The following is a 17,428-nucleotide window of genomic DNA, read 5'->3' on the forward strand; positions in this document are numbered from 1 at the left end:
GCTACTCGAGCCCCGGCAGCCAGCGACGGACCTCGTCGCGCACCGGGATCGTCGCGCGGAGTTGGCACAGCACCCCGACGATCCCGAGCCAGACCCGGTGGGTGAAGAGGTGCTCTGCCGGCATGGTCAGCTGCAGCGCGACGGCGAAGTCCGGGTTGCGGGGGTCGCCGAGGCGACCGAACTGGCTGCGGAGCCACTCGGGGGTGAAGGTGAACACCTCGTGCCTGCTCGGCTCGATGAAGGGCGAGAGGTAGTCGCGCAGCTTCACGGCGTCCACCTCGGCGGCGGGGCGGACGAAGCCCTCCTCCTCGAGGCCCTCGCGGATGTACCCGGGGTCGTCGCGGCCGAGGACGCTGATGAGGCGCCCGAAGGTCGGCGGCATGCCATCCGGGAGCGCGAGCGCCGACCCGAAGTCGACGACGCCGAGGCGCCCGTCGGGCAGCGCGAGGAAGTTGCCCGGGTGGGGGTCGGTGTGCAGCCAGCCGGTGCGGGCCGGGCCGCTCAGCAGGAACCGCATGTAGGCGAGGCCCATCGCGTCCCGCTCGGCCTGGGGTGCGCCGCGCAGGTGGGTGAACGGCGTGCCGCTGAGCCAGTCGCTGATCAGCACCCGCCGCGTCGCGGTCACGACCTCGGGCACCGCGACGGTCGGGTCGTCCGCGCAGGCGTCGGCGAACGCCTGCTGGATGAGCCCCTCCCGGGTGTAGTCGAGCTCCTCGGCCAGGCGTTCGCGGACCTCGGCGACCAGGGGTGGCAGCGACATGCCCGGCGCGATCAGCGCGGACAGCCACGACACCGCCGACACCGCGCGGAGGTCGACGCGCAGGTCGTCGGCCACGCCGGGGTACTGCACCTTGACCGCCACGTCCCGCCCGCCGGCCAGGGAGGCGCGGTGGACCTGGCCGATCGAGGCCGCCGACGGCGTCGCGGTGTCGATCCACGTGATCTGGTCGCGCCAGGCGGGACCGAGGTCGGCGGCGAGGACCGGCTCCACCTCGGCGAAGGGCAGCGGCGGGTTGTCGGCGGGGAGGGCGGCGAGCGCCGTGGACCAGCTCTGCTCGGGGTCGGCGGGGAACAGCGCGTCGACGGTGGAGAGCAGCTGGCCGGCCTTCAGCGCGCCGCCCTTGGCCTGGCCGAGCACCCGGCGGGTCCGCTCGGCGCTGCGTCGGCGGAGGGCGGCGCTGACGACGTCGGGGTCCTCCCCGCGGACCCGGCGCACGGCACCCTCACCGGCGTCGACCAGCGATGCGAGCGGCAGCCCCGCGAGCCGGCCGAGGCGGATGGCCCGGCGCACGACGTCAGGGGTCGGGCGCTGGTCCTCCGCGGTCCGCGTCACGGCTCAGGCCGCCGGTGCGGGCGCGGTTGCGGTGCGGACCACGGCGTCGAGGACCGCGGACAGGCCGTCGTCGACGCGGACGGCGGCCAGGTGGTCGCCACGGCTCGGGCCGCGGGTGACGATGCCGATCGGCTGGCGGTCGGCGGCGGCCTGGAGGACCAGCCGGTAGCCGCTCATCACCGCGAGGCTCGAGCCGAGGACCAGCAGGGCGCCGGCGTCAGCCACGGCAGCCGCAGCCCGCTCGCGCCGGACGCGGGGCATCGACTCGCCGAAGAAGACGACGTCGGGCTTCAGCACCCCGCCGCAGGGCTCGCACGCCGGCACGCGGAAGCCGTCCACCTCGTCGTCGCGCAGGTCCGCGTCACCGTCCGGGGCGATGGATGCGGCCCTGGCCGCGAAGGCCGGGTTGGCGTCGGTGAGCCGGGCGCCGAAGTCCCCGCGGGCGGTCACGTCGCCGCACGCCGTGCAGATCACGCGGTCGAGACGCCCGTGGATGTCGAGGACGTCGACGGCGCCGCCCGCCTGGTGGAGCCCGTCGACGTTCTGGGTGACGACCGGTCCGACCAGCCCGGCGCGCTGCAGCGCGGCGACGGCGCGGTGACCGGGGTTCGGCACGGCGGCGGCGACGTGGCGGTAGCCGACGTGGCTGCGCGCCCAGTACCGACGGCGGGTGCGCGGCTCGCGCATGAACGCCCGGTAGGTGATCGGCGGCCTCCGACGGCGGTCGACGCCAGAGCCGCGGTAGTCCGGGATCCCGGAGTCCGTCGAGATCCCGGCACCGGACAGGACGGCGACCGGCTGGTGGGCCACCAGCAGGTCGACCAGTCCCCGGACGTCCATGTCGTCCAACGCTAGCGGGCGCAGGCTGACGTCGGCGCGCCGGTCACCGCGTCGGGCTGATGGACGGTTCGCGCGGCGGGCCGGCCGTAGGGCGGCTGGCTCCCGCCGAGGTGGCGCGACGACCGCGTGGGCGACGGGGCGCCGGTCAGGTCGTGGTGCTGCAGCTCCAGCTGGGCGGGGCGGACGAAGGAAGGCTGTCACGTCGGTTGCACGGCGCTGTCAGCAGCTGAGCGTCCCCCGGCGAGCAGGGCGCCGGCGAACCCGGCGATGTCGGCGGCGACGCGGACGGGGTCCTCCCAGTGCGGCGCGTGGCCGAACTCGGGGTACGCCACGAGGTGGGCCTGCGGCAGCGCGCGCACCAGGGCGAGCTGACCGTCGTGACCGGTCACGTCGTCGTGCGCGCCCCAGAGCAGCCGGACCGGCACGTCGATCTCGCCGAGCCGTGGCTCGGGGTCATCGACCACGAGCGCGTCGAAGCAGCGGCGCCACACGGCCGCGGGCAGCTTGGCGCTCTCGTCCACCACGAGCTGCAGGAAGCCCTCGGGGATCGGCTGGTGCACGGTCGACCGCTGGAACTCGGTGATGAACTCGCGGTCGACCGGGTCGTCGAGGTCGTGCACGGCGGCGAGCAGCTCCGACATCCCCGGCTGCGCGGCCAGCCGGTGGAGGGCGCCGATCAGCACCATCCCGCGGACCCGCTCGGGCGCGAGCAGGGCGGTGTGGAACGCCACCCAGCTCCCCATCAGGCGGGATCGGCGGCCAGGAGCTCCGCGGCGTACGCGCGGATGGTCCGCAGCAGGCTGAACTGCACGTCGCCGGGCGCGGGGACCCGTTGCAGCAGGCTGTGGTCGCAGAGGGCCTCGACGGCGGTCAGGCGAGCACGGCGACATCGCCACCGGGAACCTCGCGCTGTGCCTCTTCGTCCTCGGCGACCACGCCGGCGCGAGGGCGCTGCTGTGGCAGTTGGCGCAGGAGATGGCCGAACGCCCCCTCCGGCTAAGCCAGGTCGGAGATGCGCTCGCCCAGCAGGTCGAGGACGGCACGGGCCGTGTCCGCCGCACCCTCCCAGTCCCCGCTGGTCATGAGGGCATCGGTCCGGTAGTTCATCCTCGCCACCGCCGGCAGGTCGGCATCCGGATCGACCTCGGAGGCGACGCGCGCCGACTCCGCGTGCGCCTCGACGTCCGCCCATCGGCCGTCAAGCGGGTCGACGCCGAGGTCGTCGCCGATCACCGCGGCGGCGTCGTCCAGGTCGAAGCGCCCGGCGAAGGTCGACAGGCGCGCGAAGGCGTGGCGCAGGTCATCGCCGAGCAGGTCGACGCTCCACCTGACCGTCGCCCGCAGGGTCTGCTGCCGGTCGACGCGACGCCGTCCCGGGTCGCTGACGAGGTCGAGCGGACCGCGCATCCGCTCCAGCATCTCGGCGGGGGACAGGACCTTGGTGCGCGCGGCGGCCAGCTCGATCGCGAGGGGCAGGCCGTCGAGAAGCCGGACCAGCCGGGCGATGGCCGTGCGGTCGGCCGCCTCCGGGTCGAACTCGGCCGTGCGGGCGCGGGCCCGGTCGACGAACAGCTCGGTCGCGTCGCTCACGGCCCGGGCGCCGGTGGCCTCGGCGGGGGGCAGTCGGAGCGGTGGGACGGTGATCTCGTGCTCGCCGGGCAGGTGGAGGGTGACGCGGCTGGTGGCGAGGACGGTCGTCTGGGATGCGGCGGACAGCAGGTCGCCGATGACGTCGACACCGTCGAGGAGGTGCTCGCAGTTGTCGAGGACGAGCAGCGAGCGGCCGTCGGAGAGGACGTGTGCGATCGCGTCGGTGGTCGAGCTGGCGTTGAGCCCCAGCGTGCCGGCGATGGCCGTGACGATCTGGGCGAGGTCGGTGATCGGGTCCAGCCGCACGACGATCGCCCGCCCCCCGGCGGTGGAGGCCCACCGACGTGCCACCTCCTCGGCGAGTCGCGTCTTGCCCGAGCCGCCCGGACCGGTCAGGGAGATCAGCCGGGCGGTGGGGTCAGCCAGCCGGGCCTCGATCAACTCGATCTCCGACCGGCGGCCGACGAAGCTGTCGAGGGCGGCTGGCAGCCCGCGGGGTGGCACCGGTCCGGGGTCCGACGGCGGTCCGGGGTGCGACGGCGGCCCGGGGTCCGGGGACCGTCCTGGGTGGGTGGGCTCGGGGACCTCGTGGGTGAGGATGGCGCGCTCGAGGTCCCGCAGGGCCGGGCTCGGCTCGAGGCCCAGCTCGTCGTCCAGGTGGGCTGCGAAGCGGCGCAGCTCCTCGAGGGCGTCGGCCTGGCGACCGCCGTGGTACAGCGCCCGCACGAGCTGCCCCCTGAGGCGCTCGCGGAGGGGGTGCTCGTCGACGACCTGTCGCAGCTCGGCCACGAGGGCAGGCCCCTCTCCGGTCGCGAGCAGCGCGTCGTGCAGGTCCTCGATCACCCCGAGCCGCGCCTCGGTCAGTCGGGCGATGGCCGGGGCGGCGAAGGGGAACTCGTCGACGCCGCCGAGCGGCGGACCGGTCCAGCACGCGAGCGCGGCGCGGAGGCGCGTCACGGCCTCGACCGGCTGCCCGCCCGCCAGCGCCGCACGGCCAGAGCGAGCCGCCGCGTCGAACCGGTGGAGGTCGACGCGGCCGGCCAGGTCCAGGCAGTAGCCGGAGGGCCGCGTGACCACGACCTGTCCCGCGCCGGCCGCGGCCAGCGCACGCCGCAGGCGGGACACGTGGGTCTGGAGGTTGCCGTCGGGGTTGGGCGGCAACCGGTCCCCCCAGAGCCCGTCGACCAGCCGGTCGCGGGACACGACGGCGCCGGCCTCGAGGGCGAGCATGGCGAAGACGGCGCGCGGGGCAGGACCGCCCACGGCGACGGGCGCGCCGTCGACGACGAGGGCGACCTCGCCGAGCACCCGTGCCTCCGACCCCACGACCGCTCGCCACCTCTCCACCGGCTGAGGTCGCGCAGCTCCCAAGCGCCGCCCGCGCCGGCAACGACCGATCCGCGACGGTCCGCGCCGGGACCGGTCGGGCCGCCGGGACCTATCCTCGGCGGCCGTGAGCCAGACCGCCGTCACCGCCCCGTTCGCCGCCACCGTCGCCCACGTCGTCGCACCGCCGGGGACCGCGGTCGCCGAGGGCGACGTGCTGGTGTACCTCGAGATCATGAAGATGGAGCAGCCGGTCACCGCACCGGTGGGAGGGGTCGTGGCTGCCGTCGACGTCGTGGTCGGCGACGGGGTCGCAGCGGGGCAGCGGCTGGCGCTGATCGGCCCGGCCGAGGCGCCGGCCGCCGACCGTCCAGCGGCCCCGGCCGGCGATGGCGCGACCGGGGTCCGCACCGATCTCGCCGAGGTGCGCCGACGTCGCGGGTTGCTGGCGGACGACGCCCGGCCCGAGGCGGTGGCCAGTCGGCACGACCGGGGCATGCGGACGGCTCGGGAGAACGTCGCCGACCTGCTCGACGAGGGCAGCTTCAGCGAGTACGGCGGCCTGGGCATCGCCGCCCAGCGCGGTCGCCGCGGCCTCGATGAGCTGCTCGCCCGCACACCGGCCGACGGGTTGATCACCGGGACCGGCACGGTCAACGCCGACCTGGTCGGCCCGGCACGCGCCCGCGTCGCGGTGGCCGCGTACGACTACACCGTCCTGGCGGGCACGCAGGGCCTGACGAACCACCACAAGAAGGACCGCCTCTTCCGGCTGGCCCACACCCACCGGCTGCCCGTGGTCGTGTTCGCCGAGGGGGGCGGGGGGCGTCCGGGCGACACCGACGGCGCAGGCGCGTCGTGGCTCGACGCCGAGGCCTTCGAGCTGTTCGCCCGCCTCTCCGGCCGCGTGCCGACGGTGGCGATCGTCAACGGCCGGTGCTTCGCCGGCAACGCCGCGCTGGCCGGCAGCGCCGACGTGATCATCGCCACGGAGGGGTCGACGCTCGGGATGGCCGGGCCGGCGATGATCGAGGGCGGTGGCCTCGGCGTCGTGGACCCCGACGACATCGGGCCGATGGACGTCCAGGTCGCCAACGGCGTGGTCGACGTGCTGGTCCGCGACGAGGCGGCGGCCGTCGCGGCGGCCCAGCAGTACCTGTCCTACACCCAGGGGCCCGTCGCGGCACCGGAGCCGCACGACCAGACCGCGCTCCGCGACGCGGTGCCGGAGAACCGCAAGCGGACCTACGACGTGCGGCGCATCGTCGAGGTGCTGGCCGACCCGGGCTCGGTGCTCGAGCTCCGGCCCGGCTTCGCCCCGGGGGTGGTGACGGCGTTCGCGCGCATCGGCGGCCAGCCGGTCGGCGTCGTCGCCAACGACCCGCGCCACCTGGGCGGCGCGATCGACGCAGACGGCGCGGACGCGGTCAGCCGGCACCTCGAGCTGTGCGACGCCTACGGGCTGGCCGTCGTGGTGCTGTGCGACACGCCCGGGTTCATGGTCGGCCCCGAGGCCGAGCGCGACGGCGGGGTGCGGCGCTTCTCCCGCATGTTCGTGGCGGGCGCGCGGCTCGGCGTGCCGATCATCGCGGTCGTCACGCGGAAGGCCTACGGGCTGGGCGCCCAGGCCATGCTCGGCGGGCACCTGAAGGTCCCCGCGCTGACGGTGGGCTGGCCGACCGCCGAGCTCGGGCCGATGGGGCTCGAGGGCGCGGTCCGCCTGGGCTTCCGCCGCGAGCTCGAGTCCATCGAGGACCCCGACGAGCGGGCCGCCCGGGAGCAGGCGCTGATCGACGCCGCCCACGCCGGCGCCCGGGGGCTCAACGTCGCCACGTACGCCGAGATCGACGACGTGATCGACCCCGCCGACACCCGCGAGCGGATCCTGCAGACCCTCGCCGCCGTCACCCCACCGACCACCGCCTGACCCGTCACCCCGACCCCCTCCCCCCTCCCCTCCCGCACGGATCGACCACGATCGACCGGGGTGGACAGCTCCGCAGTGGTCGATCTGTGGGACGGCGAGCGCACGACCTGCGCAGGTCACCGACCGCTCGGCTGATCACGGCCCGTGGTGGTCGAGCCGTGCGCCCGCGAGGGGTGCAGGCGTGCACGGGGGAGGGGTGGACGCACCCCTCGGGGCCACCCGACGCCGTCAGAGCTCGCGACGACCCGTCCGACGGACCGCCAGCAGCACGAGCAGCGGGGTGGCCACGACCGTGACGACGACAGCCCGGACGTAGTCGCCGGCGGGCACGCCGGCCACCATCGCGGCGGCCGCCGTCAGCAGCTCGCTGGGCAGCCACGGCCGGACGGCGTCGACCACGCCGACGATCGGGAACGCGAGCAGCACGCCGATCGTGGTCAGGATCGTGGCGCCCTGCCCGCGGACGGCGCTCGCGACGGCGGCGACGACCGCCACGGCGAACGCGTGGTAGCCGATGCCGTAGAGCGTCCCGACGACGAGCGCGCCGACGTCGATGGCGCCCAGCAGCACGACCGACAGCGACCAGGCGATGACGGTCCCCACCACCAGGGCCAGGGCGGCGACGGCCGTGGTGACCAGGTACGGCGGGACCACCAGCCACCGCGGGTGGTCCACCTTCGTGCGGAGGAACGCCGACACCTCCGGCCGGGCGTCCACCGCGAGCGCGCCCGCCGCGACGACGGCGACGGCGAGCAGGCCGAGCTGGCTCGCGTTCGACAGGAACTGGACGATCCCGTCGGCGGGTTGCGGGTCCGGGGCGGTGATCTGCACCCCACCGCCGAACCGGGCGATGATCTCGTTGATGTAGCGGGCCGTCACCGGCCCGAGGACGCCGAACAGCGCGTACACGCCGACGACGATCAGCCAGCGGTGCGTCCGGACGGCTCGCGCGACCTCGAGGCGCCACAGCGTCATCGGCCGGCGCGTCGCCGGCGGGATGGCCGTCGAGCCTGGTGCGGCGCTCATGTCCGCACCAGCTCGAGGAAGGCGGTCTCGAGGTCCGTGGCCGGGGTGAAGGCGATCAGGTCCGCCCCCTCCGCGGCGAGGATCCGCGGGATGTGGCGCTCGGCGGCGACCGCGTCCGACACGACCAGGTGGATCCGCCCCGGCGCCTGCTCGACGGCCTGGTGGACCCACCCCTCGGACCGCAGGGCGGCCAGGACGGCGTCGGCCGGCGGTCGGACGTGCAGGGCGTAGGCGGTGCTGGTGCGCGCGAGGAGGTCGGCGATCGGTCCCTGGAAGCGCAGGGTGCCGCCGTCGATCACCCCGACCACGTCGGCGACCTGCTGCACGTCGGACAGGATGTGGGTGGAGAGGATCACGGTCTTGGTGCGGGCGAGCCGGCCGATCAGGTCGAGGACCTCGCGGCGCCCGGTCGGGTCGAGGGCCGAGGACGGCTCGTCGAGGAGCAGCACCTCGGGGTCGCCGACGATGCAGGCGGCCAGGCCGAGGCGTTGGAGCATCCCGCGGGAGAACCCGCCGACCTCGCGGTCGATCGCCTCGGAGAGGTGCACCTCGGCGATGGCGGCCTCGACGTGCTCGTGGCCGAGGTGCGGGGCGGTCAGGTGCCGCGACAGGTCGACGACCTCGCGGGCGGTGAGCCACGGCTCGAACAGCGGGGTGTCGACCAGCACCCCCATGTCGGTGCGCGGTACGGCCAGGTCGATGGTGCCGGCGCTCGGGCGGCGGAGGCCGGCCAGGATCGACAGCAGCGTCGTCTTCCCCGCCCCGTTGGGGCCGATCAGCCCGTAGATCACGCCGCGGGGGACGACCAGGTCGACGTCGTCGAGGGCGGCGTGGTCGCCGTAGACCTTCCGCAGCCCCGAGGTGCGGACCACCGCGTCGCGATCGTCGAGGGCGGTCACCGGCGGCCGGTCGGGCGCGACGAGCGGCGCTGACTGCGTCGGCGGTCCCCATCCGGGCTCCTCCTGGGGGTGCTCGCCCGGCCGGACCCGACCTGCGACGACGTACAGGATCGCCCCGATCGGGAAGCTCACCAGGACCACGATCAACGCCCACGCCCACTTCGGCAGCTGCTTGACGTCGTGGCGGGCCAAGTCGATCAGGACCGCGACCTGCGCCAGCAGCGCCACGACGCCGATCACGACGACGACGGTGGGGATCTGCTCCCCGGCGATCTCCACAGCTCCTCCTCGGTGCGGGTGCGCGCCATTGTGCACGCCGTCTCAGCCCCGGTCGGCAGCCTCCTCCGCGACGTCGCCGACGGACTCCGCGGCGGCCCCGTCGACGACGATCGCGGTCAGCAGGTCGGCGACGTCGGGGTGGTTGAGCAGCGCGAAGTGGTCCGCCGAGCCGACGTGGCGGACGCTCGCGACCCGCGCCCACTCCTGGGCGTGTGCGCTGGCCGAGCCCCACATGACCAGGAGGTCCCCGATCGTGCGGCTCAGCGGGTGGCCCTGCGTGGCGCCGAGCGTCGCGCCGACGACGTGGTGCCCGGCCTCCGCGAGGCGGTCGACGGCCCTGGCGGGGTCCGAGCGCCAGGCGTCGGCATCCTTCTCCGACCAGTCCTCCTCGGTGAGGTAGCCGTGGCGCAGGTCCTTGATGCCGGCGCTGCGCCGGCGCAGGATCGCGCCGAACGCCGCGGACTCCGGGATCGCCGACAGCAGCCACGCGCCGGCGTTCGCGACCTTCTCGAGGGGGGCACCCAGGTGCGGCGCGCCGAGCATGACGACGTGGCGGGTGCGGTCGGGCCAGCGGTGCCCCTCGATGCGGGCGCACTCCCCGGCGCCGCGGATCACGAGCGCACCCATCGAGTGCCCGATGAGGATCAGCTCGTCGACGCCGACGGGCCAGACGGCCACGAGCCGCTCGAGCAGCGCCGTCAGGTCCGCCGCGTTGGCCGAGACGTGCCGGCCGGTGTTGTAGCGCAGCAGGACGGGGGTGACGCCGAGGTCGGTGAGGACCTCGGGGTAGGTGATGCCGCGGGAGGCGGCCTTGAACGACCAGGACTCGTCGTTCTCGACCAGCCCGTGCAGGAGGACCGCGACGCGGGGGCGGGCATCCGGGAAGGCCTCGCGGAGCGCGTCGGTCTCCACCGCGACGTCCCGGGCGTCGACCCGCACGGTCATGCCCAGGGCGAGGGGGTTGCCCTGGGACTCGAGCAGGTCGCCGAGCACGCCGTTCAGGATCGCGAGCGCGGTCCGCCAGGCCACGCTCCGCTCGAGCGCGTCGGGGTCGCGGGCTTGGCCCGTCGCACGGGCGAGGGTCCCCGCCAGGCGCCGCGTGCCCCGCGTCGCCATCGTGAGCGCCCCGTACACCAGGTCGGCGACGCCGTCGTGGACGGCCTTCGGCACGTCCGATCCGGGCACCAGCCCGAAGGCCCGGTCGGCGACGGCCTCGTGGGTGTCGCGGACGGTCTGGAGGACCACCTCCTCCCACATCTGGGGGGCCAGGTCGCTCAGCCCGATGACGTGGTCGTCCTGACTACTCATGCGTGCCTCCCGTCGGCGCCCACCCGGCGGACGTCGACGCTGACGGTCAGCGCCTCGGTGTCCCCGTCGGTGAAGATGACGCCCTTGAGGGGCGCGACGTCACCGTAGTCGCGTCCCCAGGCGGTGGTGATGTGCCGGTCGCCGACGAACTGGTCGTTGGTCGGGTCGACGTCGACCCAGCCGGTCTGCGGCACGTACACCGAGACCCAGGCGTGGCTGACGTCCGCGCCCTGCAGCTTGGGTCGTCCGGGCGGCGGGTCGGTCTCCAGGTAGCCGCTGACGTAGCGGGCCGCGAGCCCCATCGACCGCAGGGCCGCGATCGTCAGGTGGGCGAAGTCCTGGCACACCCCCGCGCGGCGGGCGAGGACGTCGTCGACCGGGGTCCCCACCGCCGTGGCGCCGGGGCGGAAGGCGAGCCCGGCGTGGACGCGGTGGGACAGGTCCTCGACGGCGTCGAGGATCGGACGGCCCGGCCGGAATGACGGCAGCGCGAACGCGGCCGCCGCGGCGGTCGGCGCCGCCTGGGGGGAGGGGAGGCTCAGCTCGACGGCGGCCAGCAGCTCGGGATCCGGTGGCGCGCCGTCCCCCTCCCCGGCGGCGACGAGGGCGTCGCGGACGTCCTCCCACGGCTGCGCGGCGAGCAGGTCCGACGTCCCGTCCCGCCCGGTGATCTCGACGGTGCTGGTGGCGGTCACCTCGAGCGCGGTGTGCGGTGCCCGCAGGGCGAACCAGGTCGTCGCGTTCCCGAACCAGTCGGTGCGGTCGACCTGCTCGTCCGGCGCGGGATCGATGGTGATCGCGCGCGCGAGCACCCGCTGGTGGGGCAGGTCCCGCGGCAGCAGGTGCGCCTCGCCGTAGCTGGCCGACACCTCCGCCTCGTAGGCGTAGGCGGTGCGGTGCGTGATCGCGAAGGTCACGGCGTCCCCGCCGGGGTCCACACGGGCTGGTCCGTGGCGATCGCGATGGCGCGCTGGCGCTTCAGGTGCGTGAAGTGCCGCGCCTCGAGGTCGTCCCCGGCCCGGGTCAGCGACGTGTGCAGGTGGGCCAGGAACTCGTCGAGGTCGCCGCGGACGCCGCCGTCGACCGCAGCGACCAGCGCCCGGGTGTCGGCCACCCGCAGCGCGGTGGAGGCCTCGAGGACCGCCCGCTCGGTCGCCGACACCCGTCCCGCGGGCGGTCGGTCCGGCAGCTCGCGGAGGTCACGGCCGAGCAGGTCGAGCTGGTAGGTCAGCGACCGCGGGTTGTCCGGGTCGATGAGCAGCAGGTCGAGCAGCGTGACGATCTGGGCGTGGGAGCGGTAGCGGCGGCGGTAGGTGATGATCGATTCGGCGACCCGGAGGACCGACTCGAGCACCAGGCTGTCCGCCGCGGTGTCCCGCACGTGCGTCGTGGTCGCCCGCAGCAGGGCGATGACCTGCAGGGACCGCTCGAGGCGCCGGCCGGCGTCCATGAAGTACCAGCCGGCGTCGCGGACCATGTTCTCCGCCCCGAGGCCCTGGATGGCGAGGAGCCCGTGGAGGATCGTCGCGATGTCCCCCACGGCCATCCCGGACCCGCGGGCGCCCGGCGGCCGGACGCCGCCGGATTCCTCGGTCAGCCGGACGCGGCGCTCGAGGTCGGTGACGACCAGCCAGGTGTCGCCGGAGAGCTGGTCGCGGACGGCGTCCGCCGCGTCGAGCAGCCGGGCGATGGCGTGGGCGAGCGTGCCCGGCCGCGAGTCGTCCCCCGCGATGACGTCGAGCTCGTCGTCGGGGTCGGCGAGGAGGGCGTCGGCCCCCGGCCCGACGAACCCGGGGTACGTGGTGGTGACCTGGGTGAGGGCCTGCAGCAGCGCCCGCACGCAGGCGGTCCCCGCGGCGGCCCGCTCGGCGGAGGGTGCGTGTCCGTCGCTGAACTCGGTGCGGCGGTCCTCGATCTCGCGCAGCAGTCGGGCGACGCCCTCGGCCCGCTCGGCGTACCGGCCCAGCCAGAACAGGTTCTCGGCCGCTCGCGACGGCATGCCGGAGGCGGGCACCTCGACGGCGTCGTCGACGCCGTCCATCCAGAACCCGGTCATCCGCTCGGGCGCGCCGGCCAGCACCCACGTGTCCTTCGACACCGCGCCGCGGTGGTTGGCGATCGGCGCGCCGTCCTCCGCCGCGACACGGGTCAGGCCGCCGGGCATCACCGCGTAGCCCTCCCCGTCGGCGACCGCGAAGGCGCGCAGCAGCGTCTGGCGGGCCACCACGCCGGAGGGGGCGAGGGTCGGCGCGGAGGCCGGATCGAGGTGCTGCTGGGCCGCCCAGTCGTGCGGCCTGGCGGTGACGGCGGCCACCAGCGCCCGGCGTTCGGCGGCCGACAGGTGCGCGCCGATCACCGCGTTGTCGGCCCCGGCGACGCGGGCCACGGGCTTCAGGACCCAGCGGGAGGGGTCGGCGAGGACCTCGCGCCGTGCGTCGGACCGGCCGAGCCAGCGGGTCTCCACCCCCCGCAGCCGGAGGGGCTGGCCGAGCAGGGCGACGGCGATGTCGGGGAGGAACGCCTGGAGCGCGGGGTTCTCGAGCACCCCGCTGCCGAGGGGGTTCACGACCGTCACCGTGCCGTCGCGGACCGCCTGGACCAGGCCTGGCACGCCGATGAGCGAATCGCCGCGCAGCTCGAGCGGGTCGCACCACTCCTGGTCGACGCGCCTGAGGATCACGTCGACGGGCTCGAGGTGGCCGAGGGCGCGGAGCCACACCCGCCCGTCGGAGACGAGCAGGTCGGATCCCTCCACCAGGCTGAGGCCGAGCCGGGCAGCCAGGAAGGCGTGCTCGAACGCGGTCTCGTTGCGTGAGCCGGGCGTCAGCAGGACCGTCCGCGGCAGGGTGGTGCCGGCCGGCGCGACCTCGGCGAGGCCCTTGCGCAGGGCCCGGAAGTAGGGCGCCAGCCGCTGCACCTGGCTGGTGCGGTGCAGCTGGCCGAGGACGCGCGACGTCACCACGCGGTTCTGCAGGGCGTAGGCGGCGCCGCTGGGCGCCTGGGTCCGGTCGCCGAGGACGACCGGGTCGCCGTCGCGGTCGCGGACCAGGTCGACGGCGTAGGTGAACAGCTGGTGGGCGCCGGGCACGCGCTGGCCGTGCAGCTGGCGGAGGAACCCGGGGTGGCCGAGCACCAGCCGCGGCGGCAGCAGCCCCTCGGCGAGGAGCCGCTGCGGCCCGTAGAGGTCGGCCAGCACCAGGTTGAGCAGCTCCGCGCGCTGGGCGACGCCGGAGGCGATGGCCGTCCAGTCCTCCGCCGCGACGACCAGGGGGAGGGGGTCGAGCTGCCAGCGGCGCCGCTCGCCGGTGCCGGGGATGTGGTACGTGACCCCGTCGTCGTCGAGGAGGCGGGCGACCTCGGCGCGCTGGCGGCGGACGTCCCGCAGGTCCATGCCGGCGAGGGCGCGGCTGAGGGGGCGCCACGGCGCCCGCACCGTCCCGTCGTCGGCGAGCATCTCGTCGTGGCCGTCGGGGCGGTACCGGCTGAGCAGCGGCTCCGCCGCCGCCGCCCGGCTGGGGGTCATCGCGCGCTAGCCCGGCTGCTGGCCGTGAGGTCGACGGAGGTCAAGGGTGTGAGGGTACTCACCGCCCTCGGCGATCCGCATCCGGTCGAGCGCATCGACGTCGATCGGGCCCGGCGTGTGCCCGATGGACTCGAAGCGGTTGACGCGGCGGGAGTCGGCCTCGAGGGCGTTGACCGGCGGCCGCTCGTAGGCCATGCCCCCCTGGTGGGTGACGTGGTAGCGGGCCCCGCCGAGGGATCGGCGGTTCCAGCGGTCGACCACGTCGAAGGTCAGGGGCGACTGGACCCCGATCGTCGGGTGCATCCCCGACGGCGGCTGCCACGCCTTGAAGCGCACCGCGCCGACGCTGACGCCGTCGGTGGTCGTCGGCGTCAGGGGCACCGGCGCGCCGTTGCAGGTGAGGAGGTGGCGATCCGGCGTCAGGCCGGCCACCTTCACCTGCACGCGCTCGACGGAGGAGTCGACGAAGCGGGCCGTGCCGCTGCCCGTCGCCTCCTCACCGAGGACCTGCCAGGGCTCGACGGCCTTGCGGAGCTCGATCTCGACGGCGCCGTGGCCACCGTCGACGACCGCCGTGCCGAGCCGGGGGAACCGGAACTCGACGAAGGGCTCCAGCCAGGCCGGGTCGACGTCGTAGCCGTGGTCGCGCAGATCCCGGACCACCTCGTGGGCGTCGGCGCGGACGAACCAGGGCAGCAGGAACCGGTCGTGCAGCAGCGACCCCCACCGCACCAGCGGGGCCCGGTACGGCTCGGCCCAGAACCGGGCGACGAGCGCGCGGACCAGGAGCGACTGCACGAGCGCCATCTGCGGGTGCGGCGGCATCTCGAAGCCGCGCAGCTCGACCAGCCCCAGCCGGCCGCGCTCGGAGTCGGGGCTGTAGAGCTTGTCGATGCAGAACTCCGCCCGGTGGGTGTTGCCCGTCAGGTCGGTCAGCAGGTGGCGGAGGGACCGGTCGACCACCCACGCCGGGGGCTCGCCGTCGTACACCTCGGCCATGCGGTCCAGCTCGGCGAAGGCCGTCTCGAGTTCACCGAGCACCTCCGGGCGTCCCTCGTCCACGCGGGGCGCCTGCGACGTCGGGCCGACGAACTTGCCGCTGAACAGGTAGGAGAGGGAGGGGTGGTGCTGCCACCAGGTGATGATGCTGCGCAGCAGGTCGGGACGGCGCAGCAGCGGCGAGTCCGCCGGCGTGGGACCGCCGAGCGTCATGTGGTTGCCGCCACCGGATCCGGTGTGGCTGCCGTCGAGGTCGAACGTCTCGGTGCCGAGGCGCGCGTGGTGGGCGTCGTCGTAGACGCCCTCGACGATCGCGGTCAGCTCGTCGAAGTCCGCCGCGGGGTGGACGTTCACCTCGATCACGCCCGGATCGGGGGCGATCATGAGCGTGCGGAGCCGCGGGTCGCCGGGCAGCTCGTAGCCCTCGATGACGACCGGAGCCGACAGGTCCGCCGCGGCGTCCTCGACGACCCCGAGGAGGTCCAGGGCGTGCTCGAGGTGGGTGAGCGGCGGGAGGAAGACGTGCAGCCGCCCCTCGCGCTCCTCGACGCACACCGCGCTGAACGGGCCGTCGTCGATCGCGATCCCCATCGCCTGCAGGTCGGTGGTGCGATCGTGGGCGTCGCGGTCGGGCAGGCGGTGCAGCTGCTCGAAGGTGGACCGCTCGGGTGCGGGGCGGGCGTCGCGCCAGCTCAGGCCGGGGAGCGGCAGGCGGAACCCCATGGGCGAGTCGCCGGGGATCAGCACCAGCCGGCCCCGCCGGAAGCGCCAGCGCGCGGTGGCCCAGCGGTCGCCGTCGTGGTGGAGGGGCACCGCGAAGCCGTGGGCGGCCAGGTCGCGACCGTCGATGGCCGCGAGGAGGCGGCGGCGCTCGTCGGGCTCCACGAGCCGCTCGTCGGTCGGGTCGACGTCCACCTCCGGGGCGGGGCCGACGGGCAGGGTCGCCTCGCGCCACAGGCGGTGGAGCTCGTCCTCGTAGGCGGCGTGGACGTTGTCCTGGGGCACGCCGAAGGAGTCGGCGATGGCGCGGGCCAGCGCCTCGGCGTCCTTCGGGGTGGCCGACGACGCGCCCGAGCGCGGTCGCCACGGGTCGGCCAGCAGCGAGGGGTCGCGCCACAGGACCCCGCCGTCGGCCCGCCACGCCAGGCTGGTCTGCCACCGCGGCAGGGGCTCGCCGGGGTACCACTTGCCCTGCCCGTGGTGGATCACGCCGTCCGCGGCGAAGCGGCGGAACAGGCGCTGGGCCAGGTCCCAGGCCCGCTCGCGCTTGTGCTGGCCGTCCGCCGCGGTGGTCCACTGCGGGGATTCCATGTCGTCGATCGACACGAACGTCGGCTCGCCGCCCTGGGTCAGGCGGACGTCCCCGGCGCGCAGGTCCTCGTCGACCGCACGGCCGAGCTGGACGACGGCGTCCCACTGCGCGGGGGTGTAGGGCTTGGTGACGCGGGGGTCCTCGTGGATGCGCGCGACGAGGTTCTCGTGCTCGAAGGTCACCTCGGCGGGGTCGACCGCCCCCTCGACCGGTGCGGCGCTGCGGGGATCGGGGGTGCAGGCGAGGGGGATGTGGCCCTCGCCGGCGAACAGCCCGGACGTCGGGTCCATGCCGATCCAGCCGGCACCCGGCAGGTACACCTCGGTCCAGGCGTGCAGGTCGGTGAAGTCCTCGGCCGGACCGCTCGGCCCGTCGAGGGACGCGACGTCGGCGGTCAGCTGCACCAGGTAGCCGGAGGCGAACCGGGCGGCCAGGCCGAGGTGGCGCATGATCTGGACGAGGAGCCAGCCGGAGTCGCGGCAGGACCCGAGGGCCTTGTCGAGGGTCTCCTCGGGCGTCTGCACGCCCGGCTCCATCCGCGTGGTGTAGGCGATGTCGGCGTTGAGGCGCCGGTTGACCTCGACGAGCACGTCGATCGTGCGCATCCGGCCCGCGCCGGTCGGCTCGACGAGGTCGCGGGTGCGGTCGGCCAGCCACTCGGTGAGGAGGGGCCCCGGCTCCGCGGTCTCGGTGTAGACCCCGAGGTCGCGCCGGGACGACTCGTCGTAGGTGAACGGGTAGCGCTCAGCCGTCTCGTCCACGAAGAAGTCGAACGGGTTGATCGTCGTCATGTCGGCGACGAGGTCGACGGTGAAGGACAGCTCGGTGGACGGCGACGGGAACACGAGCCGCGCCAGGTAGTTGCCGAAGGCGTCCTGCTGCCAGTTGAGGAAGTGCTCCTCGGGCGTCACCCGCAGCGAGTAGGCGCTGATCGGCGTGCGGGTGTGCGGTGCCGGCCGCAGCCTGACGATGTGCGGGCTGAGCCCGACCGGTCGGTCGTAGCGGTAGGTCGTGCGGTGGGTCAGCGCGACGTGGATGGCCACAGGGGCGTCTCCTCGGAGGCGTT

Annotated in this window: 11 protein-coding genes; 1 reads left to right on the forward strand and 10 read right to left on the reverse strand. The window is 75.1% G+C overall.

Annotated features, from left to right (window positions below; genetic code table 11):
* Position 1 precedes the first annotated feature (1 nt).
* The 4 genes from ACEQ2X_RS04720 to ACEQ2X_RS04735 form a co-directional block, all read right to left on the reverse strand.
* Positions 2–1,333 (reverse strand): ABC1 kinase family protein, encoded by a 1,332-nt coding sequence (locus ACEQ2X_RS04720; protein WP_370324623.1) that lies wholly within the window; start codon positions 1,331–1,333, stop codon positions 2–4.
* Positions 1,334–1,336: 3 nt separating this feature from the next.
* Complete coding sequence (locus ACEQ2X_RS04725) at positions 1,337–2,173, reverse strand: NAD-dependent protein deacetylase (RefSeq protein WP_370324624.1); 837 nt, start codon at positions 2,171–2,173, stop codon at positions 1,337–1,339.
* A 197-nt stretch (positions 2,174–2,370) separates the two neighbouring features.
* Entirely contained in the window at positions 2,371–2,916 is a 546-nt protein-coding gene (locus ACEQ2X_RS04730; protein WP_370324625.1) for an alpha/beta fold hydrolase, read from the reverse strand.
* A 253-nt stretch (positions 2,917–3,169) separates the two neighbouring features.
* On the reverse strand, positions 3,170–5,089 hold the full coding sequence (locus tag ACEQ2X_RS04735) for a BTAD domain-containing putative transcriptional regulator (protein WP_370324626.1): 1,920 nt from the start codon (positions 5,087–5,089) through the stop codon (positions 3,170–3,172).
* Between the two features lie 127 nt (positions 5,090–5,216).
* On the opposite strand from ACEQ2X_RS04735, the gene ACEQ2X_RS04740 reads away from it, so the two are divergent.
* Positions 5,217–7,016, forward strand: a complete 1,800-nt coding sequence (locus ACEQ2X_RS04740; protein WP_370324627.1) for a carboxyl transferase domain-containing protein — start codon at positions 5,217–5,219, stop codon at positions 7,014–7,016.
* Between the two features lie 228 nt (positions 7,017–7,244).
* Here ACEQ2X_RS04740 and ACEQ2X_RS04745 read toward each other — a convergent pair whose 3' ends face one another.
* From ACEQ2X_RS04745 to ACEQ2X_RS04770, 6 genes are read right to left on the reverse strand one after another with little or no spacing between them, the layout of a single operon-like run.
* Positions 7,245–8,042 (reverse strand): hypothetical protein, encoded by a 798-nt coding sequence (locus ACEQ2X_RS04745; RefSeq protein WP_370324628.1) that lies wholly within the window; start codon positions 8,040–8,042, stop codon positions 7,245–7,247.
* Positions 8,039–9,220, reverse strand: coding sequence for an ATP-binding cassette domain-containing protein (locus ACEQ2X_RS04750; RefSeq protein ID WP_370324629.1), 1,182 nt, complete (start codon positions 9,218–9,220; stop codon positions 8,039–8,041). Before ACEQ2X_RS04750 ends, ACEQ2X_RS04745 begins: the two co-directional genes overlap by 4 nt.
* Before the next feature lie 42 nt (positions 9,221–9,262).
* Positions 9,263–10,528, reverse strand: coding sequence for a lipase family alpha/beta hydrolase (locus ACEQ2X_RS04755; RefSeq protein WP_370324630.1), 1,266 nt, complete (start codon positions 10,526–10,528; stop codon positions 9,263–9,265).
* Positions 10,525–11,445, reverse strand: coding sequence for a transglutaminase N-terminal domain-containing protein (locus tag ACEQ2X_RS04760; protein WP_370324631.1), 921 nt, complete (start codon positions 11,443–11,445; stop codon positions 10,525–10,527). The genes ACEQ2X_RS04755 and ACEQ2X_RS04760 overlap by 4 nt, the downstream gene beginning before the upstream one ends.
* Positions 11,442–14,051 (reverse strand): circularly permuted type 2 ATP-grasp protein, encoded by a 2,610-nt coding sequence (locus tag ACEQ2X_RS04765; protein WP_370324632.1) that lies wholly within the window; start codon positions 14,049–14,051, stop codon positions 11,442–11,444. Before ACEQ2X_RS04765 ends, ACEQ2X_RS04760 begins: the two co-directional genes overlap by 4 nt.
* A 6-nt stretch (positions 14,052–14,057) precedes the next feature.
* Positions 14,058–17,405, reverse strand: a complete 3,348-nt coding sequence (locus tag ACEQ2X_RS04770) for a DUF2126 domain-containing protein (protein WP_370324633.1) — start codon at positions 17,403–17,405, stop codon at positions 14,058–14,060.
* Positions 17,406–17,428: the final 23 nt, after the last annotated feature.

Source organism: Euzebya sp., from assembly GCF_964222135.1.
Lineage (GTDB): Bacteria > Actinomycetota > Nitriliruptoria > Euzebyales > Euzebyaceae > Euzebya.